Genomic DNA, 20,806 nt, shown 5'->3' with positions numbered 1-20,806 from the left:
ATTAGGCCTTACGTACAATGACTCACTCTAAAATGCTTTGTACTCCCCTAACTAATCGCTCAATTCCTTCTACCGCCGTCTCTTTTTGTAAGGCACCATAGGCAATCCGCAGATAACACCCATCATTCATTCCAAAGGTTGTACCGGGCATCACTGCCACGCGATGTTCCTGGATGAGTCGTTGTGCCAACTCAAAAGCACCTAACTGAGTGTGAACCTTCAGCAGGAAATAAAACGCACCATCCGCAGGGGAAATGGTACATAAACCTTCTAAGCGTTTCAACGAGTCTAAGGCTAATGGTCGGACAGATGCGATCGCCTCAATCTTCTCTCGACAGTAGTTAGCCCCCACCTGCAACGCCCCTAACGCCGCGTACTGGGAGATGACTGGAGGGCAAATCACAATCGTATCCTGAATTTTTTTCACTGGGACGAGTAAGTGTTCTGGAATCACCATATACCCGATGCGCCAACTGGCAAAACCATAGGCTTTGGATAGCGAGTAGAGGGAAATGGTATGTTCCTGACTGTGGGGAAATGCTCCCGGCGAAGTGTGTTTCACCCCGTTGTAGGTAAAGTATTCGTAGGTTTCGTCGCTGATGTGGTAAATTCCGCGAGCGCGACAAATATCATTAACTTCCCGCAATGCAGCTTCCGGATACACCGCACCCGTGGGATTATTAGGAGAAATGGTGACAACAGCTCGTGTTCGTTCTGTAATAGCTTGAGCGATCGCATCCGGACGTAGCTGGTAATTTTCATCCGTTGCTACCACTACTGGGCGACAACTTGCCATCACAATCGCCATTTCGTGGTTGAAATAATAAGGCGTCTGGAGAATAATTTCGTCACCGGGGGAAGTAATGGCGAGAACGGCATTCATAAACCCCATATTGCTGCCGGCTGTAACAACGATGGAGTTTTGCTCATCCACCTCGATGCCGTTATCCGTTTGCAGTTTGGCGGCAATGGCAGACACTAAAGGTGGAATCCCTTGAATGAGTTTGTATTTATGATTTTCGGGATCGGCGAGGAACTCCGGTAAACGTGCGATCGCTTCTGGAGGTGGGCCATAATAAACAACACCCTGTCCTAGAGAAATGGTTCCGGGGTTGTTGTGAATCAGTTCCCCAATAATCGGGATCAGTGGCGACTGCACCGCCTGCATACGAGAAGTTAGGGTAGACATGCTTTTTCAGCTTTTACTTTGTCACCAGACCGAAAACCAAACGGTGTAATCCTTCCACCCTTGCGCTTCCTGTGTTCGGGATGAACGCATTAGCGGGGAGAGGAAGGAGGAGGCTTCTCTGTCTTTAGATTGATTTTGTAACACAAAAAATGAGGCTAACCTCCAAACAGGGACTCTTGAAACTCAGGAGTTATCGCTCTATGTCTATTAGATCTTTATTAAATATCCCCTGAGGCAGTTGAATTGCCCAGATAATTTCTCAGTACTACCCTCATTTCACTATCACTGCATGTTTGTAGAAAACCTGTGTTTAAGTATCTTCCGCCTCTCAACGAGCACAACCTTCCTTATCCCGATACCATTCACCCAATCGTGGTGCATTTCGTGATTGCGATGGTGCTATTTGCAGTGTTTTGCGATCTCCTGGGGTATTTCACAAAAAATTCTAAATTGTATGAAGTCAGTTGGTGGAACCTCGCGTTTGCAACCGTTTCGATCTTCATTTCAATCATTTTTGGACAGATTGAAGCCGGTCTAGCAGAACCTTATGCTGCATCGGTTTCAACCCTGAATGTCCATACCATTTTGGGCTGGTCGCTCTCAGGAATTCTGGCAATCGTCACCGCATGGCGCTATGTGATTCGGTTGCAGGAAAGACCACAGTTACCCATTCCTTACCTCGCCGCGAGTGTACTCCTAGTTGGGCTAGTTTGTGTTCAGACCTACCTGGGCAGCTTACTCGTGTGGGTCTATGGCTTGCATACGATTCCTGTTGTAGATGCAATCAGAGAGGGCTTGTCATGAATCCAGACCTGCTAAAAGAGTGGGGTAGTTTGGGAGTAAATGGGTTGCCCTACCAAATTCCCATCCATCCCAACCTGGTGCATCTAACTCTAGGCTTATTTATCGTAGCGATCGCCTTTGACATTGTAGGGGTGCTGTTTCCCCTGGACAAGGCGGCATTTAAGTTTCTGGCGATTCCTGTTACCCGCTCATCGCTGTTTGATGTCGGGTGGTATAACCTGCTGGCATCCGCAATCATTACCTTTTTTACGGTCATGGCGGGTTTGTTTGAAGTTTCTTTGGCTGCACCGCTTGCCGATGTCACCAGCGCCTGGGGGCTTCATGCCCTGCAAACGATGATTCTACACGGTGTAGGAGGGGTGCTGATTTTGACCTTGATTGTGGGAATGACCGTTTGGCGGGGCTTTCAACGCTATAGCTGGCGCAAAGACATGGCAAGACAGGTGCAGTGGAGTTATCTCGCTGCTGGTTTATTTGTTTTTGCTCTGATGTTTGTGCAGGGAACCCTGGGTGCACATCTGGGTGCTGAGTTCGGCATTCACATTACAGCCGATCAAATGCTGCACTTGGGCGAAAATCCTAATCAACTGTAGGGAAGGCAGAAGGCAAAGGGCAAAGGGCAGAAGTAACCCTTTGTGAAGGCAGAAGGCAAAGGGCAAAGGGCAGAAGTAACCCTTAGTTTTTCCTCCTCCTACCTTCTACCTTCTATCTCCTGCCTTCTACCTCCTGCCTTCTGCCTCCTGCCTTCTGCCTTCTCCTCTCAGTTCGCTGTTCTAACTATGGTCTGATCGCTGTCATGCTCAAACTCCGCGCAATTCTAATAATGACGGTCTATGCCATCCTGGCTGCCTTGGCTAGCTTTTGGATGGCGAAGCAATCCTATTCCTGGTTTCCGCCAGAAGCGGCAGCAGAAGCGAAGTTGCAGGATGATTTATTTAGTCTCTTCACTGGGTTAGGCACATTCATTTACTTAGGTGTAATCGGCCCTTTCCTCTACTCGTTGGTCTTTCATCGTGCCAGTAAGTATGACATGAGCGATGGGCCTCCGATTGAAGGCAATACCTGGCTGGAGATTGTCTGGACGGCAGTGCCATTGGTTTTGGTGTTAACGCTTTCCTTTGTCAGCTATCGTACTTACGAAAAAATGGCGGTGCGGGGTCCGATGGAACTGGTGCATTTGCACATGCCTGAGATGATGCAATCTGCTTACGCTAAACCCTTTGATAGCACGCCTCAGCAGGATATTCAGAATGCAATGGAAACTGCTCCCATTGAGCAAATTGACGTGACTGCTAAGCAATGGGCATGGATTTTCCATTATCCAAAACAGGATATCACCAGCACTGAGTTACATTTACCTGTCGATCGCCGGGTGCGGTTCACGTTGCGATCGGAGGATGTGTTGCATGGGTTTTACATTCCAGCATTTCGCCTCAAGCAAGATATCGTTCCCAATCGCGAAATCGATTTTGAACTGACTCCGGTTAAAACTGGAACCTATCGCCTGCGCGATTCCATGTTTAGTGGCACTTACTTTGCGGCAAATCAGGCAGATGTCGTTGTTCAGCCAGTCAACGAGTATCAACAATGGCTTGCCGATGCTGCTTCTCAGTCGCCTACCCCTGCCTTTAATCAGGCTGCTTTTGAGTATAGCCAAGCAAACGATCGGGAAGGTGCAACGAAAGACAAGGTAGCCGTTCGCGGTTGGGACACCATCCCACCTGCACCGCCGCCTGTGGTGAATTATGCCCCTAAGCATGAACCGGATATAGCAGTCCTAAACCATTCGTGAAAAACAAGATCCCCGACTTTCAAGAAGTCGGGTATCTGAGCCGTCCGCCTGCCTGATGTGGCTTGCTCTCATTTAGCGTTAACGTAGCGTCCCGTAAGGAATCGCTCAAGGATTAGTAATTTATGACGAACATCTCGATCGATGCTCCAGAAGTCGTTCGCGGACAGCCATATCCCGGTGCGCCCGACAACTGGAAGCGATTTTTCACCTTCAGCACGGATCACAAAGTCATCGGCATCCAATATATTGTCACGTCTTTTGTCTTTTTCCTGATTGGAGGCTTGTTGTCGATGGTAATGCGGGGTGAACTGATTACCCCCGAAGCCGATCTAGTCGATCGCACCGTTTATAATGCGCTGTTCACGATGCATGGCTCGATCATGCTGTTTATGTGGACATTCCCCGTTCTAGTGGGGCTGGGAAATTATCTAGTGCCGTTGATGATTGGGGCACGAGATATGGCATTTCCTCGCCTCAATGCGGTTTCGTTTTGGATGATTCCGGTGGTGGGCATTCTCATGCTTGCCAGCTTTCTAGTGCCGGGAGGCGCATCACAATCTGGATGGTGGGCATACCCGCCTGTAAGTTTGCAAAACCCAACCGGACATCTGATTAACGGGCAAGTGTTGTGGATTTTGGCAGTGGCAATTTCGGGTGTGTCTTCGATCATGGGTGCGGTGAATTTTGTCACCACCATCTTCCGGATGCGGGCACCGGGAATGACTTGGTTTAAAACCCCTGCCTTTGTCTGGGCAGTGCTGGGGGCGCAGTTAATTCAACTATATGGACTGCCTGCACTGACCGGAGGGGCAGTCATGCTGTTGCTCGATATCACGATCGGCACCAGTTTTTTTGCACCAGAGCGGGGCGGCAACCCTATACTTTATCAGCACTTTTTCTGGTTTTATTCCCATCCGGCAGTCTATGTGATGATTCTGCCAGCGTTTGGTATGTTTTCTGAAATTTTGCCCGTTCATGCCCGTAAACCCCTATTTGGCTATCGCGTGATTGCGGCATCATCTATTTTGATTACGGTTGTCAGTGGTGTGGTGTGGGTGCATCATATGTTTGCCAGTGCCACTCCTGCTTGGATGCGGATACTGTTCATGGTGACATCTATGCTGGTTGCCATTCCGTCCGGTATTAAAGTATTTGGCTGGGTTGCAACGATTTGGGGTGGCAAGATTCGCTTCACCACGCCAATGCTATTTGCGCTGGGCGGCATTAGTAACTGGCTATTTGCTGGAATTACCGGAATTTTTCTGGCTTCTGTGCCGATCGATATTCACGTTAACAACACCTACTTTGTGGTCGGACATTTCCATTACGTACTGTATGGCGCGATTGTGATGGGCATCTATGCCGGAATCTATCACTGGTTCCCTAAAATGACTGGACGTATGTACTACGAGGGGTTGGGCAAACTGCACTTTGCCTTGACTTACCTGGGAACGGCGTTAACCTTCCTGCCTATGCACCCCGCTGGATTGATGGGAATGCCCCGTCGTGTCGCTTCCTATGACCTAGAATTTGCCTACTGGAATGTCCTAGCGAGTCTTGGCGGGTTTCTGTTGGGGTTGTCTACGCTACCGTTTATTCTCAACATGGTGAGTTCCTGGATTCGGGGCGACAAAGTGGGCAACAATCCCTGGCGAGCATACGGCTTAGAGTGGCTCACCTCTTCACCGCCCACAGTAGAAAACTTTGAAGAAACGCCGATTGTGGTTTCGCGTCCCTACGGCTACGGTAGCAACGAACCATTGGTAGGGAACGTTCCTAACCCAGGCTTGACTGAATTTCCTGAATCTTTCACGCAGAAGACAACATCATGACAGCAGAAAAGGCGATTGCACAAGACGTTGAAGCTAACGTTCGGCAGCACCAGGAGCATGACGAAGCTGGAAACAGCAAATTTGGCTTTATCGTGTTTCTGCTGTCGGAAAGTGTCATCTTCCTGAGCTTCTTCGCAGGTTACATTGTCTACAAAACCACCAGCCCTGACTGGTATCCACCAGGCGTTACTGGCTTGGAAACTAGAGAGCCACTCATTAATACGATCGTGCTGGTATCCAGTAGTTTTGTGATCTACGTGGCTGAGCGTTATTTACACGATAAAAAACTGTGGGGCTTTCGCCTATTTCTGTTAGCCACTATGGCGATGGGTAGCTATTTCCTATTTGGGCAAGCTGTGGAATGGCACGGTTTACCATTTACCTACCAGTCAGGTTTGTTCGGCAGCACGTTCTTTTTATTAACTGGCTTTCATGGCTTGCATGTTCTCACCGGAATTCTGCTGCAAACCTTGATGTTGGGGCGATCCTTTATCCCCGGTAACTACGACAACGGTTTCTTTGGTGTTGAAGCAACGTCTTTGTTCTGGCACTTTGTTGATGTCATTTGGATCGTGTTGTACACGCTAATTTATGTCTGGCAGTGAATGAAGGCAGAAGGGAGAAGGCAGAGGGCAGAAGGGAGAAGACCGAAGGCAGAAGAGGATTAAGTAGGAAGGCATGAATAAAGATAATTATGTAAAGAAAGATAAACAATGTGGTTCAAACCGTTTTCCCTTCTGCCCTCTGCCATTTGCCATTTGCCCTCTGCCATTTGCCTTCTGCCTTGACTCAATGACAAATATCTATTGACCACCCACTTAGGTATGTGATTTGAGTTTGTTGATGGTTGCGACTAAAAGTTTTTGCATTTCTTCGACATCGTTTAGGGGGGTAATGAACTTTGAGCCTTCAGCTAGAGCAACTTGTTGGGCAATGATCAATTGTGTGTCGAGTTCTCGTAACGAACCCAAAGCAATGTGTAGAAATTGAACATATTCTTGTTTGGTTTTCCTACCATATCCTTCAGCAATATTGGACGCAACTGAAACGGATGCTCGTCTGATTTGGCTGGTTAAACCATAAACTTCCGATCGCGGAAAGCCGTGTGTCAGCTTGTAACACTTAACCGCCAACTCCACTCCCTTCTTCCAAATAAACTGCTCCCTGTGACTCATAAATAATATCCAAGTAACATCCTATTTCTAGTCTTCCCGCTACCTCCCTCCTTCTACCACCTTCCGCCTTCCGCCTTCTGCCCTCTGCCCCCTACCTTCTGCCTCCTACTGCCTTCTAGCCTCCGCCTTCTGCCTTCTCTTTCCCTTCTGCCTTCTGCCCTCTGCCTTCCCCCTTCCCCCTAATAGGAGATTTATATGATCATTGACGACCAATACTATGACGTAATTATTGTTGGCACGGGTGCAGGCGGCGGGACGCTGGCGCGAAAGCTGGCATCTACTGGTAAAAAGATATTGCTGCTCGATCGGGGAGAACTGATCTATCGCGAAAGCTCAGAGTTGGTCGATACAGAAGTTTTTAAGAAAGAGCAATTTCACGCACCTGAATCCTGGTACGACAATACAGGAGAGCCGTTTTCTCCACAAACGTATTATGCGGTTGGTGGCAATACAAAAATCTGGAGTGGCGTTTTGCAGCGAATGCGCGAACGTGACTTTGAGCAAGTGCAGCATCAGAGTGGAATTTCTCCCGCATGGCCACTAAAATATCAGGACTTTGAGCCTTACTACACAGAAGCCGAGAAGCTGTATCAAGTACACGGTAAAGTCGAAGATGACCCCACCGAACCGCCCCATAGCGAAGGCTATCCGTTTCCGGAAGTTGCTCATGAGCCGATGCTGCAACGCATTGGCGACACCCTTTCTAAGCAGGGGTTGCATCCCGTTCATTTGCCGCTAGGGTTGGGCGAACACGGTAGAACCGATGCTGAAGACACCGGAGTTACCCCAATCCTCAACAACAAAAACGTGACGCTCAGAACCTCGGCTCAGGTCGTTTGTCTGCATACCAACCCATCAGGCTCAGAGATAAAAGCGGTTGAGGCAAAAATTGGGGAACAGTCCTATTTGTTTTTAGGCGATATTGTGGTGCTTGCTTGTGGAGCTGTGAATTCGGCGGCATTGCTGCTGCGGTCTGCCAACGAAAAACACCCCAACGGAATTGCGAACAGCTCTAATCAGGTGGGGCGAAATTTGATGAAACAACTGCTGTCAGTTGTGGTGCAGTTAACCTCGATGGCTAATTCTGCGTCATTTTCGCGCACACTGGGGCTAAATGATTTTTATTGGGGAGACAAGGATTTTCCGTATCCGATGGGTCATGTGCAAAATTCTGGTGGCATTTTTCAAGATGTCATTTTTGCAGAAGCCCCTCCTGTTTTATCGGCATTGTCTAGACTCATGCCAAATTTTGGCTTGCGGCAGTTGGCAACCCATTCAATTGGTTGGTGGTTGAAAACGGAAGACTTGCCCCATCCTGACAATCGCGTTCGCTATGTGGGAGACAAGCTGCGAATTGATTACACGGCGAATAATGTAGAAGCGCACGATCGCTTGGTGTATCGTTGGGTTGATGTATTGAAAAGCGTTGAGCAGTCTCAGCCCAATGTATTTAACCGCACAACCCATCCTCGTAGTGATATGCCTACGTCGGTTGTTGCTCATCAGTGTGGCACCTGTAGGTTTGGAGAAGACCCGGCAACTTCTGTATTGGATCTGAACTGTCGTGCCCACGACGTGCATAATCTCTATGTCGTAGACAGCAGTTTTTTCCCATCTCATGCCAGTGTTAGTCCCGGCTTAACTGTCATTGCCAATGCTTTGCGAGTGGGCGATCGCTTAATCGAGCAGTTGAATTGACTCTTCGCTGCCGTTCATCCGGCGGAGTGTCAATTCGGTGAGTGGGCTGACCCGCTTACCCCTACAAAGTCATTTCTATCAAGCCAGAAGCGCTTCTCAGGAGAGCGTTTGCTGCTGCACAGCAGGCTTCGCAAAAGACGCATTTGAGAGCCATGTTTTGGTATGCCCGACCGTACATTTTGAACGTAAGAAAATTGGTTTTCTGGTACTTGGTGCTTAAAGGTTTTACCTGAGCTTGGAAATAACTTCAGTTCAGTTTATAAAATACCCAACCCAGACCAAGTTGGTCTGGGTTTATGATTTATTGATGCTGCCATCAGTTAGCTCCCTTTTCAAGTGGATTAAGATAGGTATCGCTTAACGAGGAACAAAACGTATGTCTCTGTTCAAAAAGCTTTTAGCCAGTGTCGGTATTGGTGCAGCACAAGTTGATACCCGTCTGTACGAGGATTCCCTTGTTCCGGGTGAGATGCTCAACGGCGAAGTCCACATCAAAGGCGGGGATGTCTCTCAGGACATTGATGATATTTACCTGTATGTTGCAACCCAATACAAGCGGGAAGTTGACGATACAACGGTGACTGAGGAATGCGTACTAGTCAAATATAGTCTATCGGAACACTTCCGCTTACAGCCCCAAGAAGAGAAAGTGATTCCTTTTTCGTTCCAACTTCCGTATGAAGCGCCACTGACCCTGAACAACCAACCCGTTTATCTGCGAACTGGGTTGGATATCTCTGTTGCTGTTGACCCGAAAGACACTGATTATATTCAGGTATACCCACACCCTCTCATGCAGCAGACGCTTGATGCGATCGCAAACCTTGGTTTTCAACTCTATAAAGTAGATTGTGAGTACAATCCCCATTTCGGCAGTAAGTATCCGTTTGTTCAAGAATTTGAATTTCGACCCAGTGACCGGTATTGGGGTCAGTTGGATGAGTTGGAAGTTATTTTCGCCCTCTACCCAGAAGCCTTGGAAGTTTTCCTAGAACTAGACAAACGGGGGCGGGGTTTTGGAGGGTTTCTGGCAGAAGCCTTTGATGTAGACGAACGCTATGTCCGCTTTCAGGTAACGTCCGATTATTTGGACTATCCGTTGGCAGACTTAGAAGCAATGATTGATGACATTATCCAAAGTCAACTCCATTAAGGGAATTCCAAGAAATATAAGCATCCCGTCGAATAGCCCTCTTGTCTGTCAGTGGCAGGCAAGATGTCGGGAGCATGTCACCTTTGTTAGTCCCGGCATAACGGTCATTGCCAATGCGAGTGCGGGTGGGCGATCGCGGCTCTTGTAGGATGCGTTAGTAACACATCACCAGTTTTTTCCCATCTCATGCCAGTGTGAGTCCCGGGTTAACGGTTATTGCTAATGCGTTGCGGGTGGGCGATCGCTTAATCGAGCAGTTGCAGTAAGGTGTTGCTGGAGGATTTGCAGTTCATTATCCACAGGGGTATCGTTCGGGCAGTTCTTCAGCACTAGCGAAGATACTGCAACGGGTTGTACTTTACCATGACAATTTCCTAGGAGTGGCTTACTGCTTGTATCTTAACTAGGTAAGACAAGACGATGATCGCTCCTGGATTCAGCACCAGTGGCATAATGGCAGCTAGTGGACTGGATTCTTTACGATGGAACTTTTTACGATTGGGCACTCCAATCACAGCATTGAAGCCTTTATTGCCCTACTTCAACAACATGGTGTGACGGCTTTGGCAGATGTGCGATCGCACCCCTACAGCCGCTATTTGCCCCACTTTAACCAGAGACAATTTAAAACAGCACTATTTGATGTAGGAATTAGCTATGTGTTCCTAGGTCGTGAATTAGGAGCAAGACCCAGCGATCCAACCTGCTATGTTGACGGCAAAGCTTTGTATGAAAGAATTGCCTCAACTGAGCTATTTTCACAAGGCATTCAGCGGATATTGAAAGGTGCACAAACCTACACAATTGCACTGATGTGTGCTGAAAAAGATCCCATCACCTGTCATCGGGCAATTTTAGTATGTCAACAGTTACGCGAGTTTGACTTAGATATAAACCACATCTTGAGGAACGGTAATTTAGAGACTCATCAACATCTTGAAGAAAGACTTATAGAGTTACATGGGCTAAAGCAACCCGAATCCATTGAGCCAGTTCAACTGTCGCTATTTAATGATTTATCACTCCCTGCTCAATCTTCTATTCAATACTCAACCAAAGATTCTCTAAAGGAAGCATATAAGCGACAGGCAAATCAGATTGCCTACGTAGAGAAGACGGAAGTTTAGTATGAGTAATTCTGTTGATTTATTTACAATTGGCTTTACTAGAAAGACAGCTCAGCAGTTCTTTGATGCTTTGGTTAACGCTGGAGTAAATAGAGTTATAGACACACGACTTAATAATATATCGCAATTAGCAGGATTTACGAAACGCAGCGATTTAGAGTATTTCTTACGCAAAATTTGTGATATAGAATACGTTCATCTGCTAGAGCTGGCACCGACTAAAGATATTTTGGATGATTATAAAAAAAATGATGGGAATTGGGAGACTTATGAGAATAAATTTTTAAATTTAATGAGCGAACGTCAAATTGAAAAAAGAATTTCCCCAGAACTGATTACTGGTAGCTGCCTACTTTGTAGTGAATCGAAACCTCACCATTGCCATCGTCGTCTAGTTGCAGAGTATTTGAAGGATAAGTGGTCAAACATAAATATATATCATCTCTAAATATTTATGGCTCAAATAATCTGTCTTGCCAATTCCTGGAAGTTGGAGGAACGTTGCATCGCAGGAATCAATCCTGATACAGGTCAGTGGATTCGCCCGGTGTGTAGCTTGTATCCAAAGGATGGTCGAGTTCCTACAAGTATCCGCCTCATAGAGGGAAGAGAACCCGCACTACTAGATATCCTGGAAATTCCGCTAGAGGAAGATGGCGCAGACTTTGGATTTGAGAGTGAGAATCTCACTATTGCTGCTGGAAAATGGCAACGAGTAGGGCAAGTTCAACCAGCAGATGTTCTTCAATACGGTGGGAACTATCCCCAAATCCTGCATAACTCCAGTAAATATGTAACTGTGCCCTATCTACAGTCCCTACCTTTCCAAGGAAGACGTACACTGCAATTGGTATATGCATCACAACTGTCTGTGGAAAGCATGGCAAGAACAAAAGGAGGCATGAGTTGGAAAGGAACCTTGGTAACGATCACAGGTCGGCGGCTGGTAAATGCCACTATCACTGATCCTGTATTTGTTGAACGACTGGAATCTGGTTATCGCCCTCAAAATCCCTGCTTAGTAACAGTCAGCTTGAGTATGCCCCATCGACCCTCAAATGAATGGGAAGGAGATGATCCTTGTTGGAAACTAATCGCAGGCGTTATTGAATTGTCAGAATCCGATTTGATCCTGGTTGAAATGAAGCGACTGGGCTGGAGTATTGATCAAGGACCGGAATATTTGGAGCGAACTTACAATAAGCAATCACGCAAGCAGTTGACTGCTACTGAAATGACCCAGTTATTGAGCTACCTAAAATCCCTTCCTACAAGCAATCCATGAGGACTTCCTGTAGGGACTTACTTGCTTGTATCTTAACTAGGCAAGACAGTCCCTACATGTCAAGAATCACCATTGCTGTCCAACCGTCATTGCCAATGCTTTGCGAGTGGGCGATCGCTTAATCGAGCAGTTGCAGTAAGACCTCTGCGGAGAGAGTTTTAGCCATCATATAGGTTTACCAAGGACTACCAATCATCGTAAATCCAGACCAGTAATTGGGATGAGAGAAATCCTGATCTTCCAGCTTAGCCAGTTCCGGCGGCAGAGGCAGCTTCTCCCCCGCCGTAGTCCGTAACTCCCCACCCTCAAAGCGAACCTCTCCCTTCAGCATTGCCAGTTGCGCCTGTTGTAGCGCCTGCGCTTTCATCGGTGCCTGCTTCAACTGTTGATAAAACTCCGTCATCAGCGCTAACGTCCCTTCATCACTGATGTTCCATACACTGCCTAAAACCGACTTAACACCCGCTTGTGCCGCTAACCCCGCAAAGCCCAACTCAGCTTCGCGATCGCCCAATGCCGTGCGACAAGCACTCAGAACCAATAACTCCGTTGATCGGGCTATTAACCAAGATGCCATGTGTGTCGGTGCCGTTGCTGGTTCCCTTGACAGTGATATTTCCACCTAGCGTGGAGATGGCATCATTGATTTGAACTCTGCCTGCACCGCTATTATCCCGCGAAGCGATCGTTTGAGAGCGATCGCAAATTTCAGCTTTTGGATGAGAGTCACTTGATTGAATAAAGCCTATTACTTTAAAGCACAAAAATTATCAATTCGTGCATCAGGGATACAAGCCATCCAGCTCATCCAAAGCGAAATGGCAAGGCAACTCAAAGATCAACAGCCATTGCCAAAAAAGCGCTTGCCGGATGGCAGCGCTCAATTGTTGTTCGGTTCAGAATAATAGGTTCTGAGCGTTAAAGTATGTGTTGAAAATTAAGAGCGATCGCACCCCTGTAAAAACCCAGTTCTACTCACTTGGATGCGATCGCTATTTTGGACACTTTGGACACTGAAGAGGGAATAGATACACTACCCTGGTTTTTGCCTTAAAAATCATCTAAGAATGCACTAAGGCGGTTTAGCAAGGGATCGTCAATTTCCGCTGGGGGAGCCGTGGAAGTCACCGCTTCTGCCTGTTTTACTTCTTGTTTTACTTCTGGTACGAATGGACGAGAAGACTCAGATTTCGGCTGCTGATTGACGAGAATACTCAACTGAGCCAATTGCCCAGAGAGTTGATGTAGCTGACGTTCAATTGCATCTAATCGGCTGGATTCTCTGTGCAAAAGTTGATTGAGTTGGGGTTCTATTGCCTCCAACCGACTAGATTCTCGACTAGATTCACGAGCCATAAAACGTTGTTCAAACTCAGCCAATTGACGTTTGAGTTCAGCCACTGGCTGTTCCATCTGCCCCGCTTTGGGCGTTGTCGGTCTTACAGATTCGGGTACGCACAAAAATTGCCATAAAGCTTCTTTACAGAGGTCGCTAAACGTTTTGTGCGGTTGTTTCATTAACTCCGTTTCCACAACCGCTAACAATGTTTCGTCAGCCACCTCTGAATTGAACGTAACCGGTTTAGTGATCTTTTTCGACCAAGGGAACATTAGTTTCAGACCTTAGCGGAGCGAGTTGCCGATGCTGCCAACTGAGCTTCACCATAAATATACTGCCCTAAGGCATTGGCTTGGCGGGAGGGTGCAGCTAAGTGGGCATTGATTTTAGCCTCTTTGAGTAGACGTTGGATGTCATCCCAGAAGAACTCACCACCCCCGCCGGTGAGAATCACATCCGTGACGCGCTCCGGCAGCCATGCTAGCACGCGGCTACACATTTCGCGAGAGAAACTCTCTTTCAGGTTAGGCAGAAAATCGTCTAAATTGGTCGGCTTGGTTGCACCTCTGGGACGGTAAAAGCGATCGCCTTTAGGTCGATTCACTGCCGTAATCAGAGATAGAGATTGACTGTCTGCGCCCTCAATCTCGGCGGCAACTTGCTCATAAAACTGACTCATGGCAAAGGCTTCGCTCTTAGAGGCTCCTCGCGCAAAACGGAAGCTATCCACCATCAAACAATCTGTGGTTTGATGCCCAATGTCTACAATTGCCACGGAGAGTCTTGTAAAGTCTGGCCCTGGCCCTTTCTTTGGTTGAGATTCACACCACAGGAGGCTGCCATACCCTTCTGGCATGACCCAAACTTTGCTAATGTTAATCGCCACCGACTCGCCCCGATAAGTCATAATATGGGGCCCACTCAGAAGGCTAACCAACTGAGCCTTTTCCCGTTCAAACTGATCCTGGGAAAGATAAGGCAGACCGAGTATAACGGATACATCATCTTTCAAATTGAAGTACCCAATACAGGCCAATACTTTTGCGAGTGCATCCTCAACTTTCGATTGACCTACACCAAGATTTGCCCCAAAGTCTGCTGCCAGTTGACCAACAGCGTACCCTTTTCCTTGATACTCCAACCACATATCTAATAATGGATCGGTGGCGCGAGCTTCAAAAATACCCCCACGAGCCTGTTCCATCGACAGTTGCTTCACGTTGGCAGGAATGAAAACTACATTGTTGGGTTCGCGTGACACACAAGTCTTTGTGGATGTTCGACCTAAGTCCACGCTGAGGATCGATTTCCCCATGTTGGTCGGTTGCCTGGGATTCGCCGGAGTCGTCGCCGACTTCGGGCCATTGATTGGGGTCGTTGCCGAATTCATCGGCGTAGAAGCCGAATTCATCGGCGTGGAAGCCGAATTCATCGGGGTAGCAGCAGACTGTTGAACCGTCATGAACACTCCTAATCTCTCTTAGCTTCAACAAATTATCATGCCATCCTAACAAGATGCTATACCTTGGACGGACGCAAGTTCTTGAGAAATTAATTACAGCCACCTAGAGCTGGCATCCGTAAATTTGGTTCCTGACTTCCTGTTAATTTGGCTATTTTGTCAAAACTAAGGATATGACTCCATACAGAATTTGGTGGGATTGTATTTTCCCACCAATAAATCCTAGCGAAGGTTTTGCTGTAATGGTCGAGTGTTAGCATTCAGACTGTTGGCAATACAGCCCCAAGCAAGCTATTGCACCTAACACCCAGAAGAATGTTCCACATTACCTAAAATTCTAGGAATCAGCTTTATTAAATTCCCTGGCTTCCACACCTCACGGTTTGAGGACAACTTTAATACAGTTGTCCTTTTTGTGCTTAAAAATCTCATAGCCTGTTGGGGCATCCTCCAAGCTCATCTTGTGCGTAATCACAAAGGAGGGGTCGATGTCGCCATTCTGGACATGTTCAAGCAAGGGGCGCAAGTAGCGATGGACGTGTGTCTGTCCCATTTTCAAGGTCAAGCCTTTATTAAACGCTGCGCCCATCGGCACTTTGTCCAGGAAGCCACCATATACACCCGCTAGCGACACATGACCCCCTTTGCGACAGGCCACCAGTACTTGCCGCAGGGCGGTGGGTCGATCCGTTTCTAGTCGCACAGCTTGCTTGGCTTTGTCGTAAAAGGCCATCGCATCTGTGCCGTGCGCTTCCATGCCAACCGCATCAATACAAGAATCAGGCCCGCGACCGCCTGTCATTTCTTTGAGTGCCTCGCCCACGTCGAGTTCTTCGTAGTTGAGAACTTCTGCCTTGCATTGCTCCTTCGCCATTTGTAGGCGTTCGGGAATGCGGTCAATGGCGATGACGCGCTCAGCACCCAGCATATAGGCACTCTTGATAGCAAACTGTCCAACTGGTCCACAACCCCAAACCGCAACCGTATCTCCGGGTTGAATGTTGCAGTTTTCGGCTGCCATGTAACCGGTGGGGAAGATGTCGGTGAGGAAGAGTACCTGATCATCGCTTAAGCCGTCGGGTATCTTGAACAAGCCAACATCGGCAAAGGGCACCCGCGCATATTCGGCCTGACCTCCGGCATAACCACCCAGCATGTGGGTGTAACCAAATAGTCCGGCTGGTGAATGACCATACATTTTCTCGGCAATCCAACCGTTCGGATTAGAGTTATCGCACAGGGACCACAAATCCCGTTGGCAGAAGAAGCAGTTGCCACAGGAAATGGTGAAGGGAACAACCACGCGATCGCCGATTTGTACATTCTTCACCGCACTGCCGAGTTCGACAACTTCCCCCATAAACTCATGACCGAGGATGTCCCCCGACTCCATGGTTGGGATAAAACCGTTGTAAAGATGTAAATCGGAACCACAGATGGCTGTGGACGTAATTTTGATAATGGCATCACGCGGATTGAGAATTTTGGGGTCAGGTACCGTATCAACCCGTACATCATTGGCACCGTGCCAGCAAACAGCCTTCATTGAATTATTCTCCTTAAGTAAGCGCTCAGCAATGATGAGTCACTGGTATGTCACGAAGGATAAATAGTACTCTTTTGACTAACCTCAATCTCCCTTAACCGCCTTTGCTGCATCATCCAAAACTTCTTTTGTTCCCGGATAAAGCGGTTGGTCAAGATTCAGTTTTTCTTTGATATTTTCAGCCACACCTCCAAGCGATCGCTTAGCCGCTTTTGGAGCCTTATTCAGATTTTCTCCAATCTCTTTAGTGGTTTCTGAAGCGGCTTGAGGCTTTTTCGTGTCTTCAAAGATTTGATTAACTTTCTCTTGCTCATTGTCCCGGAACGGACTATCTTTGCTGTTGACTTGGTATTGAGTCGCTTCCGGAGTTAAAGGTTCAGCTTGGGCTTGAATTGATGGGTTGTAGCTAAAAGCAGGAATGATTAAAAAGGCAAAGGCAACCAGAAAAACGGTAATAAATTTGGGTAATTTAAGGGTTTGCAGACGGCCAATGATTTGATTCATTTCTATTGTTTATAAAGGGTCTTGAGGCTTGAGCTAACTTTGATTAAGTTATCTGTTTCGTACTTAAAACTCTCACAGAATAAGAGGATTAACGTCTTCCAGAAGGCTGACCTTCAGTTGTTGCCATCTCACCGGCTTCCATCAGCATCTTGAAGCGGCGCAACTCATCGCCAATTTGTTGTTGTGGTTCTTCACCGAAGAGTTTAGCGATCGCATCCCCAACAACTCCACCGGGTGGGTTGTATTCGAGCACAACTTTTACCTCAGTACCCCGTCCTTGGGGTGCTCTTTGAAACCGCACAAATCCTGAGTTGTCAATATCCGCGCCTTCAACAGAAGCCCACGCAATCAAGCGATTCTCTTGATCGTTGATAATCTCCGCATCCCATTCCACGCTGCCACCCATGGGTGCGCTGGCAATCCAATGCGATCGGGTGTTGTTAATCACGCTCACATGTTTGAGATGCTTCATAAAGTGCGGCAGATTCTCAAAATTCCGCCAGAATTGATAAAGCTCTTCTGGGGATTTATTGCTAATCGTCACAGTCTTTTCGACTTTGATACTTTGGTTCATACCGAGTGCATCTTGAATTCCGGTTTGAGCGGTTACTCCGCGATACATGAGTCCTCCACCGGCTAGAGCCGTTAGGGCACCCCTGAGAGAGCCTTGTCTGATCCCTAAAAGCACCATGGCTCCACCACCAATCAACGTTGCCCAACGTTCAGCATCAGTGACGCTGCTGGCTTCATTCGGTTTTTGGGGTTGATTCGGAACAATGTCTTGTCCTGATGTCATTTCTTTATGTCCTCAAGTCGTCGTGGGTGGGTTACTTTGCATCAACATTGAACCTTCAGGCTAGGAACACAAGCACCAATTCCACTTGCAGCCTCACCTCATCCCTGAGACGCCACAAGCGCTTCAAAGTAGTACTTTTTTTGTTGGCAAGAGTTAGTTCAACGCTTCGACTAGCTAATGGTTTGGATGTGTTTGTTTTCTAACCCTTCTTTGGAGTGATCCAGGCGCAGTTCACCCGGCGGTTGCTCACGCAGTGGCTCTGGAGTTTGTTGACCAACAGCCCCTTTGGCGATAGTGACACCCCCATCAGCTAGCCATAGCGCCCCAGTCACATAGCTGGCTTCGTCAGAGGCGAGGAAAGCACAGACATTCGCCATTTCCTCTGGTGTGCCGCGTCGTCCCATTAGAGCTGCCATGACGGTCATTTCTTCCATCTCGGCATCCATCGGTCCAGTTTCTTTATGAGTCCAAGCGGTATCGATCGCACCCGGACAGAAACAGTTAGCGCGAACACCATATTTGGCTTGCTCCGCTGCTACACCCTTTATAAAAGAATGTATCCAACCTTTCGTACCACTATAGGGAGAGTTTTTTGGCACCCCATTGAAACCCGCTTCTGAGCCAGCCGCGACAATGTTGCCTTGGGTTTTTTGTAAGTGTGGCAAGGCGTATTTGGTCATCAAGAAGGCGGAACGGATGTTCATCCTGATGGTTTCGTCGAAAACTTCTATGGGATAGTCCTGAGTTTCAGCCGTTGCCAAGAACACTCCGGCGTTATTCACCAGGACATCTAGACGCCCATATTTTTCGATCGCAGTTTGGACACAAGTTTGTGCCTGAGAGGGTTCTGAGACATCGCCCCCATAGGCGATCGCTTCACCACCATATTGATTGATAGCTTCAACGACTGCCTGAATCGGGTCATCGGGTAGTCCATTCACTACGACTTTTGCCCCTTCTTTGGCAAACTTGTGTGCGATCGCTTCACCGATGCCAGTACCCGCACCTGTGACAATGGCAACCTTTCCTTCCAATCGTCTAGTCACTGTGTTTAAAACCTATTTTTTCCTGCACCATCCTTGTCACACTTTGCCATTGACCTTTCCTCTGCCTGTAGTAGGGTTACTCACGTCTATCTTTGGTATGTTTAAGTGTTCTTTTGAGTTTTGTTAAGTTGCAGGGGTTGAGTTTAATAGGTATTTATGACATACGCTCCTACCAACAGCTACGACCAAGGCAAACAAGCTTTTAAAGGCTTGAGTGTAGACGATCAACTCGGTTTACTTTGGGTTATTTATACCCGGCTGGGCGGCTCCATCACCCCCGCGGCTCCAGGGGCTTCTGGCTCTGAAATCGCTCAAGGATTGTTCAATCAAGTCAAAGAACTGCCTCATGAGCAACAGTTGCAAGTAATGCGTGATATTGCTTCCAATGCCAACACTTTAATTAGTCGTGAGTATGGGTCTTTAAGCCCTGAAACCAAATTGGCATTTTGGTTCTTTTTAGCCCAAGGCATGGAAAACGGAACCATCATTCCTATGCCTGATGACTATGAACTTCCTGCACAAGGACAAAGCTTGTTAGGGCAACTTGAGTCCATGGAATTTAACCAGCAAATCGATTTCTTACGGGGTGCCGTATTACCCATGGGCGCTGAAGCCAAAGGTGGTGCTGAAATCTAAACCGGGTGAGTCTCTTAGGCAATAGACACCCCTCAAATAATTAACAGAACAATATTTTCAGGTAACATTGATACCGCTTGTTATCCCCTGAGGATTCAAAATGTGAATTCCTAATGTGGCTGACTCGTACTTACCTCTAAAGTCCAACTTATTTGGCTTTAGAGGTAATTTTTATTTATCACAAATCACTACATTATTCTATTTATACGCGGTCATCTTCAGTCCTCCACTTCTCTACTCCCCCTCATGCTTTTGGCAAGGCTGGAGATCAGTTAGGCGTCTACTTTTCCTGGGTGTGGCTGATGCTATTTCTTAGACATCCCTCTTAGTACAGATTTACCCTAGAGATTTATAAAGAAATATGTCAGGATTGCTTACGGCGGAAGTGTTGCTTCATCAGCTTATCCACCAAACAAGTGAATATTCCCAGAATAAGGATTGAAGATAATGAAAGTACTGATTATTATTGCTGTACTTTTTTACTCTCTAATAGCTCAACGCCTGTTCAAAGTTTGGCTCAAGTTCTTTCATCGAGATACGAGCATGTCACCGGGAGAGAAGCAACTATCTTGGGTCGTTTTAATTATAGGGACTTTGTTATGGCCGATTGTGCTGCCTAATGCTTATCTGGCACTTTTAGAAAAGAAATTAGAGAGTTAGGAGGAGTTCCTGATGGTTTATAGGCTCAGCTAACGCCGAGACTAATTTGCCATTTTACAAGGGTGAATGATCAAGTCTTTAGCTAGTTGAGCTGTTGGTTGTTGGTTGCCCTACGAACCAACTCTTCAAGTTCAGTGACAACCCGCTCTAATTCATCAATCAGAGGGGTTGACTCAATAGCCCGGAAGGTATCCAATAAAGTACGGTAATACCAAAGAGTGCCGTTTTTACCGCCCTGAAAGCGCTCCCAGACAGCCTCTTGGATTAAGCGATAGTCTTTGAGAATTGAGCGAACATTGTGTAGCTTATCAGCCGCCGAGACTAAACGGACTGAAGCACAGGCTTGCGGAATATGAGCAATATAGGCTTCTTTGCGCTGACGCCAAGGAGGCTTGGGTGTCGTGTCAGCGTCGGTGCAACCATCCACAATTTGGGTTACGGTATCGCCAAAGCGGCGACGAATTTCTTCCCGGATTGGGGCCCCGCCTTGGTCTTCAATGGCATCATGGAGCAGTGCGGCAATGGCTTCATCTTCATTGGCTCCATATTCCAGGGCAATACTGGCAACACCCAGCAGGTGAGAAATATAGGGAACTCCTCCACCTTTGCGGGTTTGATTGGCGTGGAGTTGGGTCGCATAAGTGAGGGCATCTGTAAAGCGTTCTGATAGCTTCATGGGTAGCTCCAAGAGGTTAAGAAAGGCTGAGATTCTGCCAGGACTGAGCGGAGGCATCCGATAAGCTAGTAACATCCTCCACGCTC

At 47.4% G+C, this 20,806-nt stretch carries 24 protein-coding genes; 14 read left to right on the top strand and 10 right to left on the bottom strand.

Going from position 1 to position 20,806, the window contains the following annotated elements:
- Window positions 1-22: 22 nt before the first annotated feature.
- Window positions 23-1,189 (bottom strand): pyridoxal phosphate-dependent aminotransferase, encoded by a 1,167-nt coding sequence (locus NDI48_02360; GenBank protein ID MEP0830044.1) that lies wholly within the window; start codon window positions 1,187-1,189, stop codon window positions 23-25.
- Window positions 1,190-1,495: 306 nt separating this feature from the next.
- On the opposite strand from NDI48_02360, the gene NDI48_02355 reads away from it, so the two are divergent.
- From NDI48_02355 to NDI48_02335, 5 genes are all read left to right on the top strand, one after another.
- Entirely contained in the window at window positions 1,496-1,993 is a 498-nt protein-coding gene (locus tag NDI48_02355; protein MEP0830043.1) for a DUF2231 domain-containing protein, read from the top strand.
- Window positions 1,990-2,586, top strand: a complete 597-nt coding sequence (locus NDI48_02350) for a DUF2231 domain-containing protein (protein MEP0830042.1) — start codon at window positions 1,990-1,992, stop codon at window positions 2,584-2,586. The genes NDI48_02355 and NDI48_02350 overlap by 4 nt, the downstream gene beginning before the upstream one ends.
- Window positions 2,587-2,816: 230 nt before the next feature.
- Window positions 2,817-3,785 (top strand): cytochrome c oxidase subunit II, encoded by a 969-nt coding sequence (locus NDI48_02345; GenBank protein MEP0830041.1) that lies wholly within the window; start codon window positions 2,817-2,819, stop codon window positions 3,783-3,785.
- 122 nt (window positions 3,786-3,907) lie between these two features.
- Complete coding sequence (locus NDI48_02340) at window positions 3,908-5,617, top strand: cbb3-type cytochrome c oxidase subunit I (GenBank protein MEP0830040.1); 1,710 nt, start codon at window positions 3,908-3,910, stop codon at window positions 5,615-5,617.
- Entirely contained in the window at window positions 5,614-6,222 is a 609-nt protein-coding gene (locus tag NDI48_02335) for a heme-copper oxidase subunit III (GenBank protein ID MEP0830039.1), read from the top strand. Before NDI48_02340 ends, NDI48_02335 begins: the two co-directional genes overlap by 4 nt.
- Window positions 6,223-6,435: 213 nt before the next feature.
- Here the strand turns inward: NDI48_02335 and NDI48_02330 are convergent, their stop codons facing one another.
- A complete protein-coding gene (locus tag NDI48_02330) occupies window positions 6,436-6,792 on the bottom strand; it encodes a four helix bundle protein (protein ID MEP0830038.1) in 357 nt (118 codons plus the stop codon).
- A 195-nt stretch (window positions 6,793-6,987) separates the two neighbouring features.
- Between NDI48_02330 and NDI48_02325 the strand changes: the two genes are divergently transcribed.
- From NDI48_02325 to NDI48_02300, 6 genes are all read left to right on the top strand, one after another.
- Entirely contained in the window at window positions 6,988-8,490 is a 1,503-nt protein-coding gene (locus NDI48_02325; GenBank protein MEP0830037.1) for a GMC family oxidoreductase, read from the top strand.
- A 376-nt stretch (window positions 8,491-8,866) separates the two neighbouring features.
- Window positions 8,867-9,643, top strand: a complete 777-nt coding sequence (locus NDI48_02320; GenBank protein MEP0830036.1) for a sporulation protein — start codon at window positions 8,867-8,869, stop codon at window positions 9,641-9,643.
- Window positions 9,615-9,791: a hypothetical protein gene (locus tag NDI48_02315; protein MEP0830035.1), complete on the top strand. Its 177-nt coding sequence runs from the start codon at window positions 9,615-9,617 to the stop codon at window positions 9,789-9,791. Before NDI48_02320 ends, NDI48_02315 begins: the two co-directional genes overlap by 29 nt.
- 334 nt (window positions 9,792-10,125) lie before the next feature.
- Complete coding sequence (locus NDI48_02310; GenBank protein MEP0830034.1) at window positions 10,126-10,770, top strand: DUF488 domain-containing protein; 645 nt, start codon at window positions 10,126-10,128, stop codon at window positions 10,768-10,770.
- A 1-nt stretch (window position 10,771) separates the two neighbouring features.
- Window positions 10,772-11,218 (top strand): DUF488 domain-containing protein, encoded by a 447-nt coding sequence (locus NDI48_02305; GenBank protein MEP0830033.1) that lies wholly within the window; start codon window positions 10,772-10,774, stop codon window positions 11,216-11,218.
- A 6-nt stretch (window positions 11,219-11,224) separates the two neighbouring features.
- The gene (locus tag NDI48_02300) at window positions 11,225-12,055 is read left to right on the top strand and encodes a hypothetical protein (protein ID MEP0830032.1); all 831 of its coding nucleotides are present in this window, start codon (window positions 11,225-11,227) and stop codon (window positions 12,053-12,055) included.
- A 175-nt stretch (window positions 12,056-12,230) separates the two neighbouring features.
- Here NDI48_02300 and NDI48_02295 read toward each other — a convergent pair whose 3' ends face one another.
- On the bottom strand, window positions 12,231-12,632 hold the full coding sequence (locus tag NDI48_02295; GenBank protein MEP0830031.1) for a CHAT domain-containing protein: 402 nt from the start codon (window positions 12,630-12,632) through the stop codon (window positions 12,231-12,233).
- A gap of 157 nt (window positions 12,633-12,789) precedes the next feature.
- Here NDI48_02295 and NDI48_02290 point away from each other — a divergent pair, with 157 nt between their 5' ends.
- Complete coding sequence (locus NDI48_02290) at window positions 12,790-12,960, top strand: hypothetical protein (protein MEP0830030.1); 171 nt, start codon at window positions 12,790-12,792, stop codon at window positions 12,958-12,960.
- 145 nt (window positions 12,961-13,105) lie between these two features.
- On the opposite strand, the gene NDI48_02285 is transcribed toward NDI48_02290, so the two are convergent.
- From NDI48_02285 to NDI48_02260, 6 genes are all read right to left on the bottom strand, one after another.
- Window positions 13,106-13,615 (bottom strand): hypothetical protein, encoded by a 510-nt coding sequence (locus tag NDI48_02285; GenBank protein MEP0830029.1) that lies wholly within the window; start codon window positions 13,613-13,615, stop codon window positions 13,106-13,108.
- Window positions 13,616-13,671: 56 nt separating this feature from the next.
- Window positions 13,672-14,709, bottom strand: a complete 1,038-nt coding sequence (locus tag NDI48_02280) for a ParM/StbA family protein (GenBank protein MEP0830028.1) — start codon at window positions 14,707-14,709, stop codon at window positions 13,672-13,674.
- Between the two features lie 523 nt (window positions 14,710-15,232).
- Window positions 15,233-16,402, bottom strand: coding sequence for a glutathione-dependent formaldehyde dehydrogenase (locus NDI48_02275; GenBank protein ID MEP0830027.1), 1,170 nt, complete (start codon window positions 16,400-16,402; stop codon window positions 15,233-15,235).
- Between the two features lie 84 nt (window positions 16,403-16,486).
- On the bottom strand, window positions 16,487-16,906 hold the full coding sequence (locus NDI48_02270) for a hypothetical protein (protein ID MEP0830026.1): 420 nt from the start codon (window positions 16,904-16,906) through the stop codon (window positions 16,487-16,489).
- Window positions 16,907-16,994: 88 nt separating this feature from the next.
- Window positions 16,995-17,702 carry an SRPBCC family protein gene (locus tag NDI48_02265; protein ID MEP0830025.1) on the bottom strand — a complete coding sequence of 236 codons (708 nt, stop codon included), beginning with the start codon at window positions 17,700-17,702 and terminating at the stop codon, window positions 16,995-16,997.
- Between the two features lie 170 nt (window positions 17,703-17,872).
- Entirely contained in the window at window positions 17,873-18,748 is an 876-nt protein-coding gene (locus NDI48_02260) for a glucose 1-dehydrogenase (GenBank protein ID MEP0830024.1), read from the bottom strand.
- A 156-nt stretch (window positions 18,749-18,904) separates the two neighbouring features.
- Between NDI48_02260 and NDI48_02255 the strand changes: the two genes are divergently transcribed.
- Window positions 18,905-19,384, top strand: a complete 480-nt coding sequence (locus NDI48_02255) for an Orange carotenoid protein (protein ID MEP0830023.1) — start codon at window positions 18,905-18,907, stop codon at window positions 19,382-19,384.
- 447 nt (window positions 19,385-19,831) lie between these two features.
- Window positions 19,832-20,044: a hypothetical protein gene (locus tag NDI48_02250; protein MEP0830022.1), complete on the top strand. Its 213-nt coding sequence runs from the start codon at window positions 19,832-19,834 to the stop codon at window positions 20,042-20,044.
- Between the two features lie 82 nt (window positions 20,045-20,126).
- Here the strand turns inward: NDI48_02250 and NDI48_02245 are convergent, their stop codons facing one another.
- Window positions 20,127-20,720, bottom strand: coding sequence for an HD domain-containing protein (locus tag NDI48_02245; protein ID MEP0830021.1), 594 nt, complete (start codon window positions 20,718-20,720; stop codon window positions 20,127-20,129).
- Between the last annotated feature and the right edge of the window lie 86 nt (window positions 20,721-20,806).

The organism is Microcoleus sp. AS-A8 (genome assembly GCA_039962225.1).
Lineage (GTDB): Bacteria > Cyanobacteriota > Cyanobacteriia > Cyanobacteriales > Coleofasciculaceae > Allocoleopsis.
Note: the sequence above shows the minus strand (reverse complement) of the source record. Positions and strands in the feature narration are given on the sequence as shown.